Below are 20,711 nucleotides of genomic sequence, written 5' to 3' on the forward strand. Positions count from 1 at the left end.
CATTGAGCATGGGAGAGGCTGTAAGGCACTCTGAAAACCCGATCACGCTCGATACATCGATGCGATACGCTCCGAATATACTTTGTTCAGGACATGACGCCGTATTTTGAGGCTGGGTGTCATTTGCTCGTTCTCAATTGCGAATGGTTCGTCAGCAAATTCGAACTTACGGACCTTTTCGATCACGGAGAGCTGTTGATTTACCCGATCAACTGCCGCCCTGATCGCTGTGCGGAATGCATCATGCTGCTGAAGCAATGCCATGTCGGTGGGCAATCCGGCAGACTTCGCCCATTCCAAAGCCCACTCAGGATCGGGCACAATGATGGCAACCAGATGCGGTCTTTTGTCACCATGAACCATGGCCTGTTGGATTTCGGGCTGCAATGTCAACATTCCTTCCACCCTTTGGGGTGAAACATTATCGCCCTTGTCGTTGACGATGATGTCCTTCTTGCGATCGGTTATGACGATGCGACCCTTCTCATCAATATGGCCGATGTCACCAGTCAGCAACCAGCCGTCAACCAGCACACGCGCTGTCTCCGCTTCATTCCGCCAATAGCCGTGCATCACCAATTCACCACGGACACAAATCTCGCCATCAGGAGCAATGCGCACTTCCGTATTTTTCAGTGGCGGACCCACCGTGTCCATTTTGAGCCCTACTCTTGGGCGGTTGCAACTAATCACTGGCCCGGCCTCTGTTTGTCCGTAGCCCTGCAAAAGGGTCATGCCGAGGGATTGGAAAAACACGCCAATTTCGGGGTTCAGTGGCGCACCGCCTGCAACCATTGCCTTCATTCGGCCGCCAAAGCGCTGGGCAATCTTGGGTCTAAACAGCCGATCAACCACGATGTTCATGGGGCGATCCAGCAGCGAGAGACCTTGTTGATACTCTTTGGCACCGAGCTTAAGCGCCTGACTCAGCAAGAAGTTTGCCGCTTTGCCCTGCTTCTCAACTGCCTTGAGCATGCGCGCGCGGATCACCTCAAACAGGCGGGGCACCACGACCATAATCGTCGGTCGCACTTCCTCAATGTTGGAAACCAGCTTTTCCAGCCCCTCAGCATAAAAAATCTGTGCCCCAACGCCTATCGGCAGATACTGACCTCCGGTATGCTCATAAGCATGGCTCAACGGCAAAAAGGAGAGGAAAACTTCATCTCCCAAGCCAAAATCCTGATCAAGGATTTCCGCCGCGCCTTCGACATTATGCAAAATGGCGCCATGGTGCTGCTGGACACCTCGCGGAGCGCCACCTGTACCGGAAGTGTAGATGAGGCAGGCCAGGTCGCCACGCCGAACGGTACGCGCACGCTCAACAGCTTCTGCAACTTTGCCTTCGCCGTCCCGAACCAGATCGGACCAGTCGATCAAACGGACATCGCCCTGTTGCGCTGTCCGCAATTCTTCCATGACCACGACAAATTCGACATTCGCCCGCAGAGCCGCTGGCATTACAGACCGCGCTAGCTTAGCCGTTGAGACGATGACAGCTCGCGCGCCGCTATTATCGAGAATATGTTGATGGTCGCGCTCCGTATTCGTTGTGTATGTTGGCACGGTAACGCAACCCGCAGCCATGATGCCAATGTCGGCGATCAACCACTCCGGCCGATTTTCGGAAACCAATACCACACGGTCGCCGTCGTTAAGGCCTAGTTTGATTAGAGAGTCTGACAGAGCGGCAACTTGTCCCGCAACTTCCCGCCAACTCAGCGTAACCCATTCCCTACCCACTTTGCGTCCCAGAAAGGGAGCGTCACCACCTTCATTTGCGCGCGTAAAAAAGAGCGACACAAGGTTGGGGAAACCGTCGATTTGCTTTGGCTTGCTGATGTCTCTCTCTAATCTTGACCTGGGATTTTGTGCCAATAGTCCGGTAATTCCGGATCAGCGTGTCGTTGAGGGGGCAATCGATGTGCTAGTCAAATCACCTGCCGCCGCTTCGACCACTACTGCACCGAGGCTGCGGGGGTCCGCAGCTCCAACCCATCCACTGCCTTCTGCATTCCATTGAAGTGCATTGACCTTTGAATTGAGGACGGTGGTCAGAACGGGTCGTCCAAAGCGAGCAAGTTGCGGCCCCAAGCGGCTTCCCAATCCGGTATTCTCGATGATGTCACCATCGCCCGCCATGTAGAGATTGGGCAAAGCTATCGCCTGATCTACAGGCAAGCCAAAATCGAGCACACCAATCAGGGTCTTGGCAACATGCATGATTATCCTGGGACCACCAGCGGAACCCAGTGCCAACACGACACGCCCGTCTGCATCGTAAACAATGGTTGGCGCCATGGACGAACGTGGTCGTTTGCCCGGTTCTACGCGGTTGGCAACCGGGGCGCCGTCCCGTTCAGGTTCCATGCTAAAATCGGTCAGCTCATTGTTAAGGACCATTCCGCGTGCGATAAGCTGGCTGCCAAAAATGCCTTCAACTGTCGACGTCATGCTGGCAACATTACCGACGCGGTCAACCGAGACAAAATGGCTGGTGGATGACACCTCGCCACCCGCCGCCCGGGTCCGGCGGACGGCCCCTGGTGGCACACCCGGCGCATAATTGTTAGCGGCGGAAAATGGAGATATCAAACGGGCGCGCTGCGCGAGATAGGTTTCATCAATCAAACCCGCCGTCGGAACCTCAACGAAGTCGGGGTCACCCACATAGGCATCCCGATCTGCATAAGCCAAATGCATGGCCTCAGACAGAAGGTGCCAACTCATCGGATTTTCCGGCCCCATGGCCCTCAGGTCAAAACCTTCAAGCATTCCCAAGATGGCGAACACCGTCGTGCCGCCTGAAGATGGCGGGCCCATGCCGCAAATGCGGTAAACCCGATATTGAAAGCACAGCGGATCTCGAGCAGTGGCACGATAGGCCGCCAAGTCAGACATGGTCATATCACCGGGATTAGCGGCAGCTGTCGTGGTAGCTGCCACGATGGCGCGGGCCGTCTCGCCAGTGTAAAAGGCATCGGGACCGCGCGAGGCAACATCTCGCAACAGAGCGGCCATTTGCGGGTTGCGGATGCGATCACCGCGACGAGCAGGACGGCCATTGAGCGAAAACTGGGTACGGGTTTCGGGGAAGCTGTCCCAATGCGGGTTGCTTTGTTCGATGGCTGTCGCGAGCCAGCGATTCACCTCGAAGCCCTCGTCGGCGAGGCGAATGGCGGGCGCAAAGAGTTGCGCCCAACTGACCCGGCCATAACGGCGATGCACCTCGGCGGCGAGCCGGATGTTCCCCGGAACACCAACCGAACGCCCGCCGGGAACCGCAGCGCGCATTGGCATCGGGTTGCCGTCAGCGCCAATGAAACGATCGGGGCGCGCGGCGGCGGGAGCGCGTTCGCGACCGTCGATCGTTATCGTTTGGCCGGACGCTGCGTCATGGTAGACGAAAAAGCCGCCACCGCCGATACCGGAGGATTGCGGTTCGACGACGCTGAGCGCGATCATCGTGGCCATGGCGGCGTCGGCGGCAGTGCCGCCTTGCGCGAGCATCTCGCGACCGGCTTCACTGGCGCGAATATCAGCAGAGGAGACGAGACCGCCCGCTTCAACCTGCGCGCGCTGTTCGGTGCCGGGGTCGGCGGTGATCCGCTGGATGACGTCCTGAGCCGCCAGCGGCGTGGCGGTCAGCAGGGCGGTGGCGGCTAGCAGCAGGAATTTTGCAGTCATGCGCCGGAAACTAGCTGCTTGGCTTTCAGGGTCAATGGCCGGCGGCAGATAGAGGGCAAGCTAGAGCGACCAACGGCCCTCTACCCACCCTCTATAAACCAGACAAACTATTGATTTATAATGCTTACGAAGGTTGCGGCACCATCGCCTGCAGAGCATCGAACATGCCCGGTGCTTCAGGATCCCAACTGTGGCGCGGACCGATGGTTATGCCGCCATCAACAACCATGTGAGTGCCCGTGATAAAGCCTGCTTCAGGGCTGGCGAGGAACATGACCATCGCCGCGATGTCAGCGGGCTGGCCACCCCGCGCGACAGGTTGTGCCTGATCAGCCATGGAGAAGACGACCTGCTTGGCAGCCTCCACATGCTCTTCCGGAATTTCGAGCGCGCTGGTGAAGATGTTGGTCTTGATGAAGCCGGGACAGATCGCATTGACCCGAATGCCGTATTTGGCGAGGTCCGCGGCCGCCATCTTGGACAGGTGCAAGACGCCGACCTTGGCCACGGCATAAGCAGTCGGCGAATAGCCAGTGCCGAGCGCGGCAATGCTGGCTGTGTTGACGAAGGACGCGCCGGGCCGCCCCTTCATGTGCGGCACGGCATAGCGGATGCCCATCGCCACCGAACGCAGCAACAAGTCCATCGTCCCGTCCCAGCCCTCTGCGTCAATCTCGTCAATCGGTTCGCGCGCGCCGGCGGCGCCAGCATTGTTGAAAACAACATCAATCCCGCCAGTGTCGGCCGCCGCACGGTCCATCAGCGCCTTGATCTGTGCAACGTCGGTGACGTCACAAGGAACAAAGCGGACATCACCGTTGGTTTCGGCGACGAGCGATTCCCCGCCCGCAACATCCCGGTCAGCGGCATAAACAATGGCACCTTCCGCCGCGAATTTGAGCACGGTTTCCCGGCCAATGCCCGAAGCCGCACCCGTGATGACGACCGTTTTCCCTGCGAATCTCACACGCTCTCTCCCCTATATTCTAGTGTGATTACACTAGAGTCGAGAGGGGCCGTGTCAACGGGCTGGCACAGCAAGTCGCTTCATGGCTGCCGAAAGTAGCGCAGCATGGTGAGATACATGGCAGAGACCAGAAAGAAGAGGCCGGCACCGATCAGCAGTGGAACATGATAGTCGCCATAATGATCATAGAGGCGGCCAAAAGCGATAATGCCGATGGCGGTGCCGGTCATGGTGCCGGTCATGGTCAGGCCATATACTGTCGAAAAGCTGGCGGTAGGGAACATGCGCCCGATGAAATAGGCAACCACGTCGGATTCCGAGCCCTGAACCAGTCCGACCGCAATAATGCCTGGAATGAGGGCGATGACCGGTGCCGCGTCGAGAAAGGAAAGAATGCCAAAACCAGCCGCAAAGGCCACGATCGAGGCAATGTGCGGCGGGCTGTACCGATCAAAGGCCCATCCGACGAGCAACCGTCCGGCAAGCACCGAAGCCGTGAACAGGCTGAACAACAGGCCGCCCTGGACCAACGTAAGCCCGCGCCCTTCTAGCAGCGGCGCCAACTGGGTGAGGATGCCGGCAGAGGGCATGTTGAACAGTGCCATGGTCCCGACAAGCAACCAGAAACGCGGCTGGACGAGGATCGACAGCAACGGCACGACCGGGCGTTCCGCGGGTGAAAGGCCCGCTGTGGCGGCATCCTGTGGTTCATCCGGGTTAAGGCGCAATCCGCGCCAGACGACTGGCAATCCAATACACAAGGCCAGCAGGGCGAGAGCGACATAGGCTGCGCGGAACCCATGGGTGTCAATCAGCCAGGCAATGGGTGTGTTGAAAATCAGCACACTGATGGAAATGCCCGACGACATCAGGCCAAGCGCCATGCCGCGATGGGTGACAAACCAGCTGGCAATGGCACGGGCATAGACGATGCCGGCCGTGCCCGGTGCCGCGAGCCCGAAAATGACCATCAACGGGATGATCTGTGCCATGGAACCATCCGACGCGGCGAGACCAAGATAGGCCATGGTGACAATCAGGATCGAACTGATGGCCACAAGCCGGATACCATAGCGATCGGCGATGCGACCCATGAAGGGCGCACTGAATGCCCCGGCGAGGGCGAGGGCGCCTATTGTCATCACCTGACCGCGCGACCAGCCATATTCGGCCTCTAGCGCGGTGATGAACAGGCTGGCGACATATTGGTAGACGACGGCACCCGTGCCGACCCCGACCATCGAGGTCAGGACAATGGGCCAGCCCCGACGCCATTCGGAGCCGCCGGCTGGTGACGACTGGTTCAGAGCGCTGTCAGCCGTCATGATCGCACATCGGCGTCGATGATGTCGGCCAGCCGGGTGACCCCTTCCCTGTCGCACAGGGCCAGAAGATCCCTTGCAATGCGGGCGGCCAGCCATGGCCCATGGTAAACCAGCGCACTGTAGAGCTGGACGAGAGTGGCACCTGCGCGCATCCGCGCCCAGACATGATCGGCGGTGCTGATACCGCCTGCGGCTATCAGCGGCAGTTGCCCGCCTGTGGCCGCGCGAAAATCCCTGAGCCGGGCTAAGGCGAGGTCGGCAAGCGGAGCGCCCGACAGGCCACCGGTTTCACCCGCATGGCAGCTGTTCAGCGGAGGACGGCTGATCGTGGTATTGCCAATGATGATCGCATCCAGTCCATGATCGATGGCGCTGCGCACGACACCGCCAATCTGTTCGCCCTCCAGATCCGGCGCAACCTTGAGGAAAACAGGCGGACGAAAGCCCTGTTCCGCGCGTTCGCTCCGCGCTGCGGCAACAGCAGCCAGCAGCGCATCGAGGGCACCTTCATCCTGAAGGGCGCGCAATCCCGGCGTATTCGGACTGGAAATATTGACTGTCATCCAGTCTGCCAGATGCGCCAGGGTCCGGATGCCCGTGGCATAATCGGCAATGCGGTCAGGCGCATCCTTGTTGGCGCCGATGTTGATGCCGATCGGGCCATGACCCTGGTTTGCACGGAGCCGTTCGAGACGGGCAACGGCGGCAAGCTGTCCGCCATTGTTGAAACCCATGCGATTGATGACCGCCTGGTCCTCTGTCAGGCGAAACAGACGGGGCCGCGGGTTGCCAGCCTGGGGCAGCGGGGTCAGCGTGCCCACTTCTGCACCGGCGAAGCCGAAGCGCGGCATGGCGTGGACCGCCTTGGCATCCTTGTCGAATCCGGCTGCGAGACCAACGGGATGCGCAAAAGAAAGGCCCGCACATTCGACAGCCAGACGTTGATCAGCGTCTATGGCCCTTGCGGAAGGCAAAAGACCCAGGGCGGCAATGGTCCAGCGATGGGCCCGTTCCGGGTCCAAGTGGCGAAGAAGTCCCATATACAACGATTGCAAAACAGGTTTCCTTCTTATTTCAACAGCTTTGACTGTGCCCTGATTTACTGATTTTGCCAAACGACCCTGATCGGATGTCGATTCTGTCCAATACATCAACCTCTCGACACGCCAATCAAGCCCTGCGACCCGAAGGGCTCTGCGTCCTTGGACATAGAGACCTTGACCTACTAAAGGCCAGCCCACATTCGTGCGGGCTGGCCCTTTTTTTGGTTTCCGGCCGAGCATCGCACTGTTGGTGCAACAAACTGCACCAGGGCGGTTGCAAGACCGCCATGGTCACGACATAATCACTGTGAAAACAAAATTTTGCTGTCGGCTTGGGCTTCTGAAGGAGCAGCTGACCGGGAGTTAAGGTCAAGCACAGGGGTTGTCGGGCATGTCGTCGCCCATTGCCATGCGTTACAGTCCTCCGCCTGAGGCGGCGGGAGACAAGATTTCCGCGCTCTATGAACTGCATTTGAGCAGCGAACGGCTCGATGAAGTGGAGCGCGCCGACCGGCCCCAGCTTCGCGTGCTGGTGCAGGGACAGGGTCGTTATCATTTCGCCAACGGACATGAGGATGACGGTGCCGCCCTCACCCTGCTGGGCCCCACCAGCGGGCCGGTGCGGGTTACCGGTCAGGGACCAATGCTGGTCTGTGGTGCCGGGCTGTTGCCGCCAGCCTGGATCGCCATGGCGGGCGCACAGGCCGAAAATCTGACCGACCGGGCGATTGATGCCGTAGCCTTGCTGGGGCAGCCGGCGGCCGACCTGTTGCAGGCGATGGCCTCTGCCACGAGCACCGAGGAGAGATTCGCCCTGATCAGCGACTTCATCGGACAGATGAGCGCCCATGGCGACAGCGGAGCCAGCGAATTCACCGCCATCGTCGATGCCTGGCTGGCCGGCAGCCCGGACCCGGCAATCGACCGGCTGATCGAACAAACCGGACTGGGCATCCGTCAGATCGAGCGGTTGACCAAAAGATATTATGGTCTGCCGCCCAAGACATTGGCCCGGCGATACCGGGCGATCCGCGCTGCATCAGCCCTTGCGCGGGGCGAGGATATTGACGCGCTGGGCCTGGGCGATTCCTTTTATGACCAGTCCCACCTGATCCGTGAGGTGAAGCGTTTTGCCGGTCTGACGCCGCAACAGATGCGCAAGGGCAAGTCCACCTTGCAGACCGAAGTGTCGGAAGGACTGAAATCGCTTGAGGGACAGGTGCCGCCGCTTATTTCAGACGCCTGAGCGCGGCGGGCAGCCTTTCCCAGATCATGTCGCTGTCCGCGCGTGACAATAGTTGACCAATCCGGTATTATTTGACAAAGGCCGCGATGCGAGTCCGTGCCGACCATCTGCGCGCACCATTTCAAGAGAGCTGCCGGCCATGCGCCTGTCCAACCTAGCCGACTATGCCGTTGTCCTGATGAGTGCGGCCGCCCGCCATTGTGGGGAACCGCGGATCAGTGCGGCGACCCTTTCTGCGGAAACCGGGGTGCCGATGACGACAGTCCACAAGCTTGTGCACTTACTGGTCAAGGCCGGCCTGTTGCGATCCGTACGTGGCGCGGGAGGCGGCGTAAAATTGTCGCGCCCAGCGGCTGCGATCAGTGTTGCCGACATCATCGAAGCCGTCGAAGGGCCGATTGCGATGACCGCCTGCGTCGAAAGCGGACGCCATGACTGTGTGCTCGAAGGCAGTTGTTCGGTGCAACCGCACTGGTCAGCCGTCAATGGCGCGGTCAGAGGCGCATTGTCGGGCGTGACCCTGGCCAGCCTGACCGGAGCGCCGGCATGAGTGAGGCAGTGATCAAGGATCAGGCAGCGCATGACGCGGCGGCCAAGGTCGCCGACTATGAACATGGCTGGTCGGCCGACATCGAGACCGAACTGGCGCCCAAGGGCCTTAATGAGGATACGGTCCGCTATATTTCGGCCAAGAAGAATGAGCCGGAATGGCTGCTCGAATGGCGGCTGAAGGCCTTTGCCCTGTGGCAGACGATGGAGGCCCCCGACTGGGCCAAGCTCAACGTGCCGCCGATCGACTATCAGGACGCGTACTATTATGCCGCGCCCAAGGCCAAGCCGAAGCTGAACAGCCTCGACGAGGTCGATCCCGAGATTTTGCGGGTCTATGAAAAGCTCGGCATTCCGCTCGAGGAGCAGAAGATGCTCGCCGGCGTCGAGGGCGCGCGCAAGGTTGCGGTCGACGCCGTGTTCGACAGCGTCTCGGTCGCTACCACATTCCGCGAGGAGCTGGAGAAGGCGGGGGTCATCTTCCGCTCGATCAGCGAGGCGGTGCGCGAATATCCCGATCTGGTGAAGCGCTGGCTCGGCAAGGTCGTGCCGATGCACGACAATTATTTCGCGACATTGAACTGCGCGGTCTTTTCCGACGGGACGTTTGTCTACATCCCCGAGGGCGTGCGCTGCCCGATGGAGCTTTCCACCTATTTCCGCATCAATGCCGAGAACACCGGGCAGTTTGAGCGGACGCTGATCGTCGCAGACAAGGGGAGCTATGTCTCCTATCTCGAAGGCTGCACCGCGCCGATGCGCGACGAGAACCAGCTGCACGCCGCGGTGGTTGAACTGGTCGCGCTCGACGATGCCGAGATCAAATATTCGACCGTGCAGAACTGGTACCCCGGCGATGCCGAGGGGCGCGGCGGCATCTACAATTTCGTCACCAAGCGGGCGCTGTGCCAGGGCAAGCGCTCGAAGGTGAGCTGGACCCAGGTCGAAACCGGCAGCGCGGTGACGTGGAAATATCCGTCGTGCGTGCTCAACGGCGATGACTCGGTGGGCGAATTCTACTCGGTGGCGGTGACCAACAATCACCAACAGGCCGACACCGGCACCAAGATGATCCACAATGGCAAGCGGACCAAGAGCACGATTGTCTCCAAGGGAATCAGCGCGGGCAAATCGAACGGCACCTATCGCGGTCTGGTGCGCGTCGGCGCGAATGCCGAAGGAGTGCGCAACTTCACCCAGTGCGACAGCCTGTTGCTCGGCGACCAGTGCGGCGCGCACACCGTGCCTTATATCGAGGTGAAGAACCCGAGCGCGCAGATCGAGCACGAAGCGACGACGAGCAAGATCAGCGACGACCAGCTGTTCTATGCGATGCAGCGCGGCCTGGGGCAGGAAGAGGCGGTCGCGCTGATCGTCAACGGCTTTGCCAAGGAAGTGCTGCAGCAACTGCCGATGGAATTTGCGGTGGAAGCGCAGAAGCTGTTGGGTATCAGCCTTGAAGGGAGTGTGGGGTGATGCGCATTCATGTCCTTGCGGCGACCATGGTGGGCGCCTTGCTGCTTGTCGGTTGCGGCGACATGTCGGTTGACGAAGTCAAGGGCGCGGCAGCGGAAGCCGGCGAGTTGCTCGATCCCGCCAGCCTTGCCGACAAGCTGCCGCCCGAGGCGCGCGCTGTTGTCACCTCCTATGAACACGACCTGCGGACGGCGGCTTCGGCGCATGTTGCCGAATTCGGGCAGCTGCCGACGAGCTTTGCCGACATTGCATCGGTCGCCGGGGCGCGGCAGGCAGCGGTCGATTTCCTTGCCGATGGGCTGGCCGAACAGGTGCCCTTTGCCAGCCGGACCACGGTGGAGCAGGCGGCGAACGGCATAGTCACCGCCGCTGAACGGCGCATTCTTGACCAGATGAGAACAGAAAATGCTGCAAATCAATAATCTCCATGCCACTGTCGCTGACAAGCCGATCCTCAAGGGGCTGTCGCTCAGCATCAATGCGGGTGAGATCCATGCGATCATGGGGCCGAATGGCGCGGGCAAATCGACGCTGACTTATACGCTCGGCGGGCGGCCGGGCTATGAGGTGACCGACGGTGAGGTGACGTTGGACGGGCAGGACCTGCTCGCGCTCGACCCGCATGAGCGCGCGGCGGCGGGGCTGTTCCTTGGTTTCCAGTACCCGGTCGAAATCCCCGGCGTGTCGAACGTGCAGTTCCTGCGCGAGGCATTGAATGCCCAGCGCAAGCTGCGCGGCGAGGCGCCGCTGTCGGGCGGCGAATTCCTCAAGGTCGCGCGGGCGCAGGCCGATGCGATGGGCATGGACATGGACATGCTCAAGCGGCCAGTGAACGTCGGTTTTTCCGGCGGCGAGAAGAAGCGCAACGAGATGGTGCAGATGGGTATCCTCGACCCCAAGCTCGCCATCCTCGACGAGACGGACTCGGGCCTCGACATCGACGCACTGCGCGTGGTGGGCGACGGTATCAACCGCATCATGCGCAAGCCCGACAAGGCGGTGCTGCTGATCACCCACTATCAGCGGCTGCTCGACTATGTGAAGCCCGATTTCGTCCATGTGCTGGCCGGTGGCCGCATCGTCCGCAGCGGCGGGCCGGAACTCGCGCTGGCGCTCGAAGAGCATGGCTATGCGGAGATTGCCGCGTGAGCCTGTGGGCCATCCTCACTCTCACCCTGATTCCCGGACAGGAGGCAACCAGCCTGCCGGTGCTCGCCGAAGCAGTTGAACGCTGCGACCGTGAGATGACCACCCCCGCCTTTCGCGGCGAGGAGGAACGGCGGTCACGGGTGATGGTCAGCATCTATGCCGAGCAACAGGCGATTGCCGAGGCGCGTGTGGCGCTGATGGCGCGCCGGTCGGCGCTGCGTATCGCGCCCGTTGCCAGCGATAGCGAGACGGCAATCAGCAGCGAAGCCAGCACCCTGGCCGACCGGCAGGCAACTCTGGACGACAGCCGCCAGCTCGAACGGCTGCGGCAGGAGGCCATGGACCAGTTGCGCCGCCATTATCTGGCCCAATGCAATGAGCGCGGACGTCGGCCGCGGGGTTCGGAGACCAGCGAATGACCGCGCTTCCCACGCGCAAGGACGAAGCCTGGCGCTATGCCGATCTGGCGGCGGTTGAACGGTTGTGGCCGCTGCCGGCGGCGGAACAGGTCAGCATTGCGGCGGTGGAAAGCCTGAGCCGGACGATCATCGTGACGACCGATGGCGTAACGCAGTTGTCGCTGACGCTCGAAGCGGGCGCGGTGGCGCGGCTTGACGTGCTCAACATGGCACCGGGCTATGGCCGGATCGAACTCGACGTGACGCTGCACGAAGGCGCCGACTTCACGTTGGGCGGTGCCCAGATCGGCGCGGGCGACGCCACGCTCGAAATCATTACTACCGTCACCCATGCCGAACCCGGCGCGACGTCGCGGCAGCTGGTGCGCAGCGTGCTCGGTGGCCATTCCACCGGGACCTATCTCGGCAAGGTCGCCGTGGCGCGCGGTGCGCAGCAGACCGACAGCGAACAGTCGGTCAAGGCGATGCTGCTCGACCGCACGGCAACCGCCAATGCCAAGCCCGAACTCGAAATCTATGCCGACGATGTCAAGTGCGCGCATGGCTGCGCCATCGGCGAGTTGGACGCGATGGGCCTGTTTTACCTGCAATCGCGCGGCCTGACCCCTGCCGATGCCAAGCGGTTGATGCTGCATGCCTTTGTTGCCGAGGTGTTTGACGGTGCGTCAGAGGAAGAGCGGCTGGTGGAAGCGGCGCTCGCCAGACTGGGGGCGGTGTTGTGAGCGGGGCCGAAACTATCCTCCCCAGAACGGGGAGGGGGACCAGCGAAGCTGGTGGAGGGGGCTATCAAGCTAGCGCAGCGCATGACACCAGCCCCCCTCCGTCAGCGCTACGCGCTGCCACCTCCCCGCAAGCGGGGAGGATCAGGGAACAATTCCCCGGCCTCCTGCTCGCCGACGGCGGACCCTGGCATTATCTCGATACTGGCGCGACGGCGCAAAAGCCGCTGTCGGTGATTGATGCGACCGTCCGGGCGATGGGCGCGGACTATGCGACGGTGCATCGCGGCGTCTATGCGCGCTCCGCCGACATGACGCTGGCGTTCGAGGCGGCGCGGGCGCGCGTGGCGGGCTTTATCCATGCCGCTGATGCCAATGAATGCGTGTTCGTGCGCGGCGCGACCGAGGCGATCAATCTGGTCGCCAACACATGGGGACAGGCAAACATCGGCGCGGGCGACCGCATCCTGCTCTCCCGCCTTGAGCATCACAGCAATATCGTGCCCTGGCAGTTGCTGGCAGAGCGGGTCGGCGCGCACATCGACGTCTGTCCGCTGACCAATGATGGCCGCATCGACTTGGATGCCGCCGCCGCGATCCTGACCCCGGCGCACAAGCTGGTGGCACTGGCCCATGTGTCGAACGTGCTCGGAAGCGTGCTGGATGTGCCGCGTGCCACCGCATTGGCGCATGGGGTCGGGGCGAAGTTGCTGATCGACGGTTGTCAGGCGGTGCCGCGCCAGCCGGTCGATGTGCAGGCGCTGGGTTGCGACTTTTACGTCTTTTCGAGCCACAAGCTTTATGGCCCGACCGGCATTGGCGTGTTGTGGGGCAAGGGCGAGCTGCTCGCCGCCATGCCGCCCTGGCAGGGTGGTGGGGCGATGATCGACCGGGTGACGTTCGAACGAACGACCTATGCCCCCGCGCCGCAGCGGTTCGAGGCGGGGACGCCAGCGATCATCGAGGCGATCGGGCTCGCCGCCGCGATTGATTTTGTTGAAGGGATCGGCATCGACGCCATCGCCGCGCATGAGGGCGGGCTGGTCCGCGCCTGCCGCGATGCCCTGTCGGGCATCAACAGCGTTCGGTTGCTGGGACCGGAAGACAGTGCGGGCATCGTCAGTTTTGTCGTCGAGGGGGTGCATCCGCACGACGTCGGCACCATATTGGACGAAAGCGGCGTGGCAGTGCGCGCTGGGCACCATTGTGCCCAGCCGCTGATGGACCATCTGGGCGTTCCCGCGACGGTGCGGGCGAGTTTCGGTCTGTACAACGACATGAGTGATGTGGACGCGCTGGTGAAGGGGATCCAGCGGGTGAGGAGCATATTCGGATGAACGAGGAGCGCAGGATCGTGGCCGAGGAAGTGGAGTCAGTTGCCCCGCCGCCGCGCGCCCGGGTCGATATGGCGGCGCTGGACAGCGGCAAGGATGCCGCCGTTGAAACGGCGGGTGAGAAGCTGGAGCGCAAGCGTGACTATCTTGCCGGTTTCCTCGCCGAAAAGCCGGCCGAGGTGCCTGCCCATGCACCGGGCGGTGATTTGCAGGCGGCGGTGATTGACGCGCTGAAGGAAATTTACGACCCGGAAATTCCGGTCAATATCTATGATCTGGGCCTGATTTATGGTGTCGAGGTGGGCGAGGACGCCCATGTCTCTGTCACCATGACGCTGACCACACCGCATTGTCCGGTGGCGGAATCGATGCCGGGCGAGGTGGAATTGCGCGTAGGATCGGTTCCCGGTGTCGGGCTGGTCGACGTCAATCTTGTATGGGATCCGCCGTGGAGTCCGGCCAACATGACCGACGAGGCCCGGCTGGAACTGGGGATGCTGTGACATGACCACCGAAACCAAGACCCGCGCGCGACCCGCCGCGATCATCCTGACGCCGAGCGCGGAGGCGCGCATTGCGCATCTGATGGCATCGGCGCCCGAAGGGACGATTGGCGTCAAGCTCTCCACCCCACGCCGTGGCTGTTCGGGCCTTGCCTATTCGGTCGATTATGTCAGCGAAGCCAACAGTTTTGACGAGCGGATCGAGACGCCCGGCGGCACCTTTTTCGTTGATGGCGCGTCGGTGCTCTACCTGATCGGCAGCACCATGGACTGGGTCGAGGATGATTTCACCGCCGGGTTCGTTTTCAACAACCCCAATGCCAAGGGGTCATGCGGCTGCGGCGAGAGTTTTACCGTCTGAGCGACTTCCTGCGGACAGGATCAGCCGGTAACCGGTTGCCCGGTTTCCTCAACGATGAAGGCAATCAGTGCCTTTTCATAGTCATCGGCATCGGGTGACCTCATGAGCTTGTCGAGCAGCCAGTCGCTCTCGGCCTCATCGAGCCGGGCGGCATCAGCCATCTCACCAAAATGATCGGGACTACCCATCTTGCCCTGCCGGACAGCGCTGAGGCTTTCCCCGATGTTGCCTTGCGCCATTTTGCCGAAAATGCCCAACACCCCGGCACCCTTGGCGTTCATGAAGGCTTCGAGTTCGGCGGCGCGGTCTGCCGACAGTGGATCATGCGCGCTGGCAAGGAGGAAGTTGGCGACCCCCTGAACGAACAGGGTCTTCCATTCGGGGGCATTGGCACGGTTCAGCATGGCATCTTTCAGGCGGAACAGCATCGCTGCTTCGGCCTCGCTCACCGCAGCCGGACGGTCGCCCCCGGCGGCAAAGATCATGCGGCGAAGCAGTCCGGCCTCGACCGCGTTGATACCGTCCTCGCTCAATGCACCGCGACGGGTCGGCCCGCTGCCGGTGAGGACGGTGGATTCGATTTGGCGCAGGGCGAAATCCTTGAGGCTGGTCGGCACATCGACCGCCTTTTCGAGCAGGCGGACAAGAAGTTCGAGTTCGGCCATGCTGTCAACCTGTCCGTCACGGCTGATCCGGGCGACCAGCGTGTCGGCCATTGCCTGGCTGATGTATCCACGCGGGCTGCCGCTGCACAGGGCATATTCCGTCAGCGCCTCGACGAAGAAGTCTGTCCATTCAGGCGAGGGCTCGCGGATCGCGTCATTGGCGAGAAACAGGGCTTCGGCCTCATCGGGCTCAATCGTCCCGTTTGACCAGCCTTCGCGGCGCAAGGCGAGTATTTCCTCGGCGGCAATCGCCCCGTCCGCTGTCACGCGGGCTGCCAATGCGTCGAAATGCATGCTCATGTCGGCAATATCCCTGACCAATCTGGGCAGAGGTATCGCACCATTTGCTTAAATCGGCGTTACGATGACAGACTTAGAGCCGCTCGAACCGGACGTTGAGACCATCCTTAGGCTGCGGGATCGGCCACATCTGCCATGCGGGCTCATAGCCGGGCGCGATGGTGACGCGGTTGGTGGTCAGCACATGGTGAAGGAACAGCTTGGCCTGCATATAGGCAAAGTGCAGGCCAAGGCACATGTGCGCGCCGCCGCCGAAGGGGACCCAGGCATATTTGTGCCGGTCGCGCACCGCCTCTGGCGTGAAGCGCATCGGGTCGAACTTTTCCGGCTCGGGCCAATATTCGGGCATGAAATGGGTGTAGGCGGGGTTGATGCCGACGCCGGTGCCGGCGGGAATGCGATACCCCTTGAACTCGAAATCCCTGAGCGCGCGACGCGGCAGGGCGGGGACCGGCGGGATCATCCGCAAGCTTTCCTTGAACGCCATTTCGGTGAGCGGCAGGTCACCCAGCCGATCATAGGTGAGGCCCTGTCCGGCCGGAGAGACAGCGATCATCTCCTCGCGCAGCCGGTCCTGCCATTCGGGGTTCTTCGCCAGCAGCCAGATCATCGAGGTGACCGACGAGGTGATGGTGTCATGCGCCGCCATCATCAGGAAATTCATGTGATCAACGATGGCGTCGACCGGCATATAGTCGCCATTCTCGTCCTTGGCCTGACAGAATTGGGTGAAGACATCCTGCCCGTCACTCTCCCGCCGGACGGGCACCATCGGCGTGAAATAGTCGACGAGGAATTTGCGGCCCGCCACGCCGCGCCCCATGGCCGTGAAGGGGAGCGGGCGGCGGACGACGCCGACGCTCGCCTGCACCATGTCGACGAACGCCTTGTTGATGCGGTCCGCATCCGGGCCCCAGGGGATGCCGAGAAAGCTGGTCGCCGCGAGGTCGAGCGTCAGCTTCTTTATCGCAGGATAAAAGGCGAAGTCGCGGCCAGACCATTCGGGAATGCGGCTGGCGATACCTTCGTTGAGGGCGACGGCATAATGTTTCATCGGCTCGGGCTTGAACGCCACCGACAGGGTGCGGCGGTCGGCGCGATGCTTTTCAAAATCCATCAGCATCAGGCCGCGCGGGAAGAGGAGATTGAGGACCGGGCCCCAGCCCTGTTCGGACGAGAAAATCTTGTCGCGATCGAACAGCACCAGCTCGTTCGCTTCCGGCCCGACCATGATGACGCCGCGCCCGCCAAAGCTCTTGTTGCGGAAGACAGGGCCATAGGTTTCGACCATGCGGTTGGTGAAAGCGATGGGATCCGCCAGCTGTTTCAGCGTGTTGCCGACCAATGGCCAACCATCCTCACCAGGAACATGATCGAGCAGTTCGGGCGGATTGCGCGGCAACCAGTGGGGGTTGCCGGCGTGGGTGGCGGCGGAAGCCATGCGCATCTCCTCTGGTCGTGGTCGTCTTTGTGCGGCCACTCATTGACATGAGAGTTAGTTACGCACGCGATGGTTGCAACCATCTGGCCAGCGGCCGCGAAAATTCTTTGCTGCCGGGGGTTGCTTTGGAAAGGGCGATGATTCACCTTTACCCCTGTGCCGCGACGCAACAAGGAGTGCGCACATGTCAGTCTTTCAACTAGCGAAAGGAGGTGATCCGATGTCTCATGGTTCAGCAGCGAGGTCGGTCAGGTTCCTACGGAGCGTGCGCGTCTAACCCCGCGCCAGAGCGTTCCGGCGGGGAAACCCTCCGATCGCTGACCATGCGGAAGGGTCGTCGGGATTGCCCCGGCGGCCCTTCTTCTTTGCCTGAGTGACGGGCGGGAGCGCAAAGGAGCCTACCCCTTGCGCGCATCCTCCACCATGTCCTCTGCGAGGTCTAGTCCCGCCTTGCCGCCTGCGACAGTATGTGCGGGGGCCCGCGGATGGTCGCCGCTGTCAGGCTCCTCAACCTCGAGCATGCCTTCCCATTTGGTGATGACGCTGGTGGCGACCGAATTGCCCACGACGTTGGTCGCGGTGCGGCCCATGTCGAGGAACTGGTCGATGCCGAGGATCAGCGCGACGCCCTCCACCGGCAGGCCGAACATGGCGAGCGTGCCGGTGATGACGACGAGGCTGGCGCGCGGCACGGCAGCCACCCCCTTGGAACTGATCATCAGGGTGAGCAGGATGGCGATCTGCTGCCAGATGTCGAGCTCGATACCATAGGCCTGGGCGATGAAGATGGTCGCGAAGCTCATGTACATCATCGAGCCGTCGAGGTTGAAGCTGTACCCCAGCGGCAACATGAAGCCCGAGATGCGGCGGGGAACGCCGAAACGGTCAAGCTGTTCGAACAGCTTGGGCAACGCCGCCTCGCTGCTGGCGGTGGAAAAGGCGATCATCAGCGGTTCGCGGATGTAGCGGATCAGCGTGAAGATGCGCCCCTGCAGGAAGAGCGCGCCGACGCCGAGCAGGATGATCCACAGGATCAGCAGCGAGAGATAGAATTCGGTAAGCAGCTCAACATAAGTGCCGAGGATGCCGAGGCCATTTTTTGCCACCACACCGGCCAGCGCGCCGAACACCGCAAAGGGAGCGAAGCGCATCACATAGGCGGTGATTTGCAACATCATTTCCGCGAGCGCATCGGCACCGCGGACCAGCACCGCACCCTTCTCCCCGATGGCCGACAGGGCAACCCCGGCGAACAGCGAGAAGACAAGGATCTGGAGGATATTGTTGGTCGCCAGCGCCTCAAAAGCGTTTTTCGGGAAGATGTGCAGCAGGAAATCGAAGACGTTGAGCTTGGCGACCTCCCCGACCGAAGCGCTCGAGGCGGCGGCGAGATCCACGCCAACACCAGGTTCAAAAACGTTAACCATGACAAGGCCGAGACCGATCGAGATCAGGCTGGCGATAATGAACCATGTGATGGCGCGAAAACCGATGCGGCCCAACGCCGCGCTGTCGCCCATATGGGCAATGCCGGCGACGATGGTCGAGAGGATGAGAGGCGCGACAAGCATCTTGATCAGGCTGAGGAAAATGCCGGACAGGAGGCCAAAGGTGCCGAGCCAATTTTCCATCGCGGTACTGCCCGCGGGCACCAACACATTAACGGCATAGCCCGCCACGACGCCGAGCAGCATCCCGGCGAGAATGTACCAAGTGAGTTTCCTGTCCATGCCGTGCGTTTCCCCGGAAATTTATCTGTTTCGCGCCTGCCCGACGCAATCCCTTGCAAGATTGTGACGACTTAGCCGCAGAATGGCAATGCCGCGCGCTGGAGGTACGGCATAACCCAGCGTGATGGTCTGTAACGCCCCATCGTCAACCACAACGGCATAGATTGACGGATGCTGTCGCAGGGCCGAAACTGGTCGGAATTGTTCGAACAGGTAGGCAGAGGCCGCAATCAACCGGGCATGACAGGCGTCTATGGTCATGCGAGGATCAGCCGCATTGCCCCCGGTGCAGCAGTTTCTGGTCGGCCAGCACCAGCGCCATCATCGCCTCCACCACCGGGACGCCGCGGATACCGACGCACGGGTCGTGCCGGCCCTTGGTCCGCAATTCGGTCGCCTCGCCTTCGCGGGTCACGGTGGGCATGGGCGTCAATATGCTGCTGGTCGGTTTGAAGGCGACGCGCACGACCACCGGTTGGCCGGTCGAGATGCCGCCGGCAATGCCACCGGCGTGATTGGCGAGAAATTCAGGCCCCTCCCCCTCGCCACCGGGGCGCATCGGGTCGGCATTGCCTTCGCCCGTCAGCGAGGCAGCGGCAAAGCCATCACCGATTTCGACACCCTTGACCGCGTTGATCCCCATCATCGCATGGGCAAGTTCGGCATCAAGCTTTGCATAGAGCGGCGCGCCCCAGCCAGCGGGCACGCCGGTCGCGACACATTCCACCACCGCGCCCAAGGAGGACCCGGCGAGGCGCGCTTCATCGACCAGCTTTTCCCAGCGCGCCGCAGCGGCGGCATCAGGGCAAAAGAAAGGGTTTCTGCCAATTTCCGCAGCGTCGAAATGGGCCATGTCGATGGCATCGCCGCCAATGGCGCTGACCCATGCGAGGATGGTGACTTCAGGGATGACCAACCGCGCTACCGCGCCCGCTGCCACCCGGCTAGCGGTTTCGCGGGCGCTTGAGCGGCCACCGCCGCGATAATCGCGAAAGCCATATTTGGCGTCATAGGCATAGTCGGCATGGCCGGGCCGATAGGCCTGGGCGACCTCCGAATAATCTTTTGACCGTTGATCGACATTGTCGATCATCAGGCTGATCGGTGTGCCGGTGGTCTTACCCTCGAACACGCCCGAGAGGATGCGAACCTGATCGGGCTCCTGCCGCTGGGTGGTGAATTTGCTCTGTCCCGGACGGCGGGCGTCAAGGAAGGGCTGAATATCCGCCTCGTTCAGCGCCAGCCCCGGGGGGCAGCCGTCAACCACCGCGCCAATCGCGGGTCCGTGGCTTTCCCCCCAAGTGGTGAAGCGGAAGAGGTGACCGAAACTATTGTAGCTCATGACCGGAAGCGATGGCGGCAAAGCGCCATCGATGCAAGTCCGGCCTGTCCGGGTCAGCCCGCAGGCCGCATTTCGACGATTGCCGGGAAGCCGGCGTCCTGCACGATGCCGGCATTGTCCACCTGTTCGGCGGTGCCAAGCCGCACCTCATAGGTCTTGCCCACAATATCGGCAGGCAGGGCCTGTTCTTCAAACCATGGATTACAGGCCTGCGCAGTGCACATCACTTCCTGAGCGGCTCCGCCGGCGGCGGGCTCAATCTGTACATAGCAATTGTCGCCACAGGTCAGACCCGTGAGCTTTACCGCGCTCCAGCTGTCGCCGGCTGGCTGGAGTTTTTCGTTACCGGCCTGCGACAGGTCGGGGCCACTGGCCTCTTCGCTCGATCCGGCATCACAGCCTGCGAGCATCATGGCGCCCGCGAGTACCGGCATGATCATCAATCCACGCATAAT

Annotated in this window: 21 protein-coding genes; 10 read left to right on the forward strand and 11 right to left on the reverse strand. The window is 61.7% G+C overall.

What is annotated here, in order from left to right; all coding sequences use genetic code 11:
* Positions 1-42 precede the first annotated feature (42 nt).
* The 5 genes from GV829_RS02515 to GV829_RS02535 form a co-directional block, all read right to left on the reverse strand.
* Positions 43-1,842 (reverse strand): AMP-dependent synthetase/ligase, encoded by a 1,800-nt coding sequence (locus GV829_RS02515; protein WP_169947853.1) that lies wholly within the window; start codon positions 1,840-1,842, stop codon positions 43-45.
* 54 nt (positions 1,843-1,896) lie between these two features.
* Positions 1,897-3,687: a gamma-glutamyltransferase gene (gene ggt / locus GV829_RS02520; protein WP_169943679.1), complete on the reverse strand. Its 1,791-nt coding sequence runs from the start codon at positions 3,685-3,687 to the stop codon at positions 1,897-1,899.
* Between the two features lie 124 nt (positions 3,688-3,811).
* Positions 3,812-4,654, reverse strand: a complete 843-nt coding sequence (locus GV829_RS02525; RefSeq protein ID WP_169943680.1) for an SDR family NAD(P)-dependent oxidoreductase — start codon at positions 4,652-4,654, stop codon at positions 3,812-3,814.
* An 80-nt stretch (positions 4,655-4,734) separates the two neighbouring features.
* Positions 4,735-5,979 (reverse strand): MFS transporter, encoded by a 1,245-nt coding sequence (locus tag GV829_RS02530; RefSeq protein ID WP_169943681.1) that lies wholly within the window; start codon positions 5,977-5,979, stop codon positions 4,735-4,737.
* Positions 5,976-7,034 carry a quinone-dependent dihydroorotate dehydrogenase gene (locus GV829_RS02535; RefSeq protein WP_425505432.1) on the reverse strand — a complete coding sequence of 353 codons (1,059 nt, stop codon included), beginning with the start codon at positions 7,032-7,034 and terminating at the stop codon, positions 5,976-5,978. The genes GV829_RS02530 and GV829_RS02535 overlap by 4 nt, the downstream gene beginning before the upstream one ends.
* A gap of 379 nt (positions 7,035-7,413) precedes the next feature.
* Between GV829_RS02535 and GV829_RS02540 the strand changes: the two genes are divergently transcribed.
* From GV829_RS02540 to GV829_RS02585, 10 genes are all read left to right on the forward strand, one after another.
* Positions 7,414-8,268, forward strand: coding sequence for a helix-turn-helix domain-containing protein (locus GV829_RS02540; RefSeq protein ID WP_169943683.1), 855 nt, complete (start codon positions 7,414-7,416; stop codon positions 8,266-8,268).
* 139 nt (positions 8,269-8,407) lie between these two features.
* On the forward strand, positions 8,408-8,818 hold the full coding sequence (locus GV829_RS02545) for an SUF system Fe-S cluster assembly regulator (RefSeq protein ID WP_169943684.1): 411 nt from the start codon (positions 8,408-8,410) through the stop codon (positions 8,816-8,818).
* On the forward strand, positions 8,815-10,293 hold the full coding sequence (gene sufB, locus GV829_RS02550; RefSeq protein WP_169943685.1) for a Fe-S cluster assembly protein SufB: 1,479 nt from the start codon (positions 8,815-8,817) through the stop codon (positions 10,291-10,293). The genes GV829_RS02545 and sufB overlap by 4 nt, the downstream gene beginning before the upstream one ends.
* Entirely contained in the window at positions 10,293-10,715 is a 423-nt protein-coding gene (locus tag GV829_RS02555; protein WP_169943686.1) for a hypothetical protein, read from the forward strand. Before sufB ends, GV829_RS02555 begins: the two co-directional genes overlap by 1 nt.
* Positions 10,699-11,442 (forward strand): Fe-S cluster assembly ATPase SufC, encoded by a 744-nt coding sequence (sufC, locus tag GV829_RS02560; RefSeq protein WP_169943687.1) that lies wholly within the window; start codon positions 10,699-10,701, stop codon positions 11,440-11,442. Before GV829_RS02555 ends, sufC begins: the two co-directional genes overlap by 17 nt.
* Positions 11,439-11,861, forward strand: coding sequence for a hypothetical protein (locus GV829_RS02565; protein ID WP_169943688.1), 423 nt, complete (start codon positions 11,439-11,441; stop codon positions 11,859-11,861). The genes sufC and GV829_RS02565 overlap by 4 nt, the downstream gene beginning before the upstream one ends.
* Entirely contained in the window at positions 11,858-12,583 is a 726-nt protein-coding gene (locus GV829_RS02570) for a SufD family Fe-S cluster assembly protein (RefSeq protein WP_169943689.1), read from the forward strand. Before GV829_RS02565 ends, GV829_RS02570 begins: the two co-directional genes overlap by 4 nt.
* 140 nt (positions 12,584-12,723) lie before the next feature.
* A complete protein-coding gene (locus GV829_RS02575; RefSeq protein ID WP_169947855.1) occupies positions 12,724-13,917 on the forward strand; it encodes a cysteine desulfurase in 1,194 nt (397 codons plus the stop codon).
* Complete coding sequence (locus GV829_RS02580; RefSeq protein ID WP_169943690.1) at positions 13,914-14,417, forward strand: SUF system Fe-S cluster assembly protein; 504 nt, start codon at positions 13,914-13,916, stop codon at positions 14,415-14,417. The genes GV829_RS02575 and GV829_RS02580 overlap by 4 nt, the downstream gene beginning before the upstream one ends.
* Before the next feature lies 1 nt (position 14,418).
* Positions 14,419-14,778, forward strand: a complete 360-nt coding sequence (locus GV829_RS02585; RefSeq protein ID WP_169943691.1) for a HesB/IscA family protein — start codon at positions 14,419-14,421, stop codon at positions 14,776-14,778.
* A 20-nt stretch (positions 14,779-14,798) separates the two neighbouring features.
* On the opposite strand, the gene GV829_RS02590 is transcribed toward GV829_RS02585, so the two are convergent.
* The 6 genes from GV829_RS02590 to GV829_RS02615 form a co-directional block, all read right to left on the reverse strand.
* Positions 14,799-15,743 carry a hypothetical protein gene (locus GV829_RS02590; protein ID WP_169943692.1) on the reverse strand — a complete coding sequence of 315 codons (945 nt, stop codon included), beginning with the start codon at positions 15,741-15,743 and terminating at the stop codon, positions 14,799-14,801.
* Positions 15,744-15,816: 73 nt separating this feature from the next.
* On the reverse strand, positions 15,817-17,184 hold the full coding sequence (locus GV829_RS02595) for a cytochrome P450 (protein WP_169943693.1): 1,368 nt from the start codon (positions 17,182-17,184) through the stop codon (positions 15,817-15,819).
* Positions 17,185-17,582: 398 nt separating this feature from the next.
* Positions 17,583-18,914 carry a dicarboxylate/amino acid:cation symporter gene (locus GV829_RS02600; protein WP_169943694.1) on the reverse strand — a complete coding sequence of 444 codons (1,332 nt, stop codon included), beginning with the start codon at positions 18,912-18,914 and terminating at the stop codon, positions 17,583-17,585.
* 21 nt (positions 18,915-18,935) lie between these two features.
* Positions 18,936-19,175, reverse strand: a complete 240-nt coding sequence (locus GV829_RS02605; RefSeq protein ID WP_169943695.1) for a hypothetical protein — start codon at positions 19,173-19,175, stop codon at positions 18,936-18,938.
* Between the two features lie 7 nt (positions 19,176-19,182).
* A complete protein-coding gene (gene aroC, locus GV829_RS02610) occupies positions 19,183-20,256 on the reverse strand; it encodes a chorismate synthase (RefSeq protein ID WP_169943696.1) in 1,074 nt (357 codons plus the stop codon).
* Between the two features lie 53 nt (positions 20,257-20,309).
* The gene (locus GV829_RS02615; RefSeq protein WP_169943697.1) at positions 20,310-20,708 is read right to left on the reverse strand and encodes a hypothetical protein; all 399 of its coding nucleotides are present in this window, start codon (positions 20,706-20,708) and stop codon (positions 20,310-20,312) included.
* Positions 20,709-20,711: the final 3 nt, after the last annotated feature.

Source organism: Sphingomonas lacunae, from assembly GCF_012979535.1.
GTDB lineage: Bacteria > Pseudomonadota > Alphaproteobacteria > Sphingomonadales > Sphingomonadaceae > Sphingopyxis > Sphingopyxis lacunae.

Bases quoted from the DNA above. Each gene is read 5' to 3' on its own strand.
- GV829_RS02545 (WP_169943684.1), top strand. From the start codon at position 8,408: ATGCGCCTGTCCAACCTAGCCGACTATGCCGTTGTCCTGATGAGTGCG.
- GV829_RS02590 (WP_169943692.1), bottom strand. From the start codon at position 15,743: ATGAGCATGCATTTCGACGCATTGGCAGCCCGCGTGACAGCGGACGGG.
- sufB (WP_169943685.1), top strand. From the start codon at position 8,815: ATGAGTGAGGCAGTGATCAAGGATCAGGCAGCGCATGACGCGGCGGCC.
- GV829_RS02605 (WP_169943695.1), bottom strand. From the start codon at position 19,175: ATGACCATAGACGCCTGTCATGCCCGGTTGATTGCGGCCTCTGCCTAC.
- ggt (WP_169943679.1), bottom strand. From the start codon at position 3,687: ATGACTGCAAAATTCCTGCTGCTAGCCGCCACCGCCCTGCTGACCGCC.
- GV829_RS02570 (WP_169943689.1), top strand. From the start codon at position 11,858: ATGACCGCGCTTCCCACGCGCAAGGACGAAGCCTGGCGCTATGCCGAT.
- GV829_RS02615 (WP_169943697.1), bottom strand. From the start codon at position 20,708: ATGCGTGGATTGATGATCATGCCGGTACTCGCGGGCGCCATGATGCTC.
- sufC (WP_169943687.1), top strand. From the start codon at position 10,699: ATGCTGCAAATCAATAATCTCCATGCCACTGTCGCTGACAAGCCGATC.
- GV829_RS02530 (WP_169943681.1), bottom strand. From the start codon at position 5,979: ATGACGGCTGACAGCGCTCTGAACCAGTCGTCACCAGCCGGCGGCTCC.
- GV829_RS02585 (WP_169943691.1), top strand. From the start codon at position 14,419: ATGACCACCGAAACCAAGACCCGCGCGCGACCCGCCGCGATCATCCTG.
- GV829_RS02555 (WP_169943686.1), top strand. From the start codon at position 10,293: ATGCGCATTCATGTCCTTGCGGCGACCATGGTGGGCGCCTTGCTGCTT.
- GV829_RS02540 (WP_169943683.1), top strand. From the start codon at position 7,414: ATGTCGTCGCCCATTGCCATGCGTTACAGTCCTCCGCCTGAGGCGGCG.
- GV829_RS02580 (WP_169943690.1), top strand. From the start codon at position 13,914: ATGAACGAGGAGCGCAGGATCGTGGCCGAGGAAGTGGAGTCAGTTGCC.
- GV829_RS02600 (WP_169943694.1), bottom strand. From the start codon at position 18,914: ATGGACAGGAAACTCACTTGGTACATTCTCGCCGGGATGCTGCTCGGC.
- GV829_RS02595 (WP_169943693.1), bottom strand. From the start codon at position 17,184: ATGGCTTCCGCCGCCACCCACGCCGGCAACCCCCACTGGTTGCCGCGC.
- aroC (WP_169943696.1), bottom strand. From the start codon at position 20,256: ATGAGCTACAATAGTTTCGGTCACCTCTTCCGCTTCACCACTTGGGGG.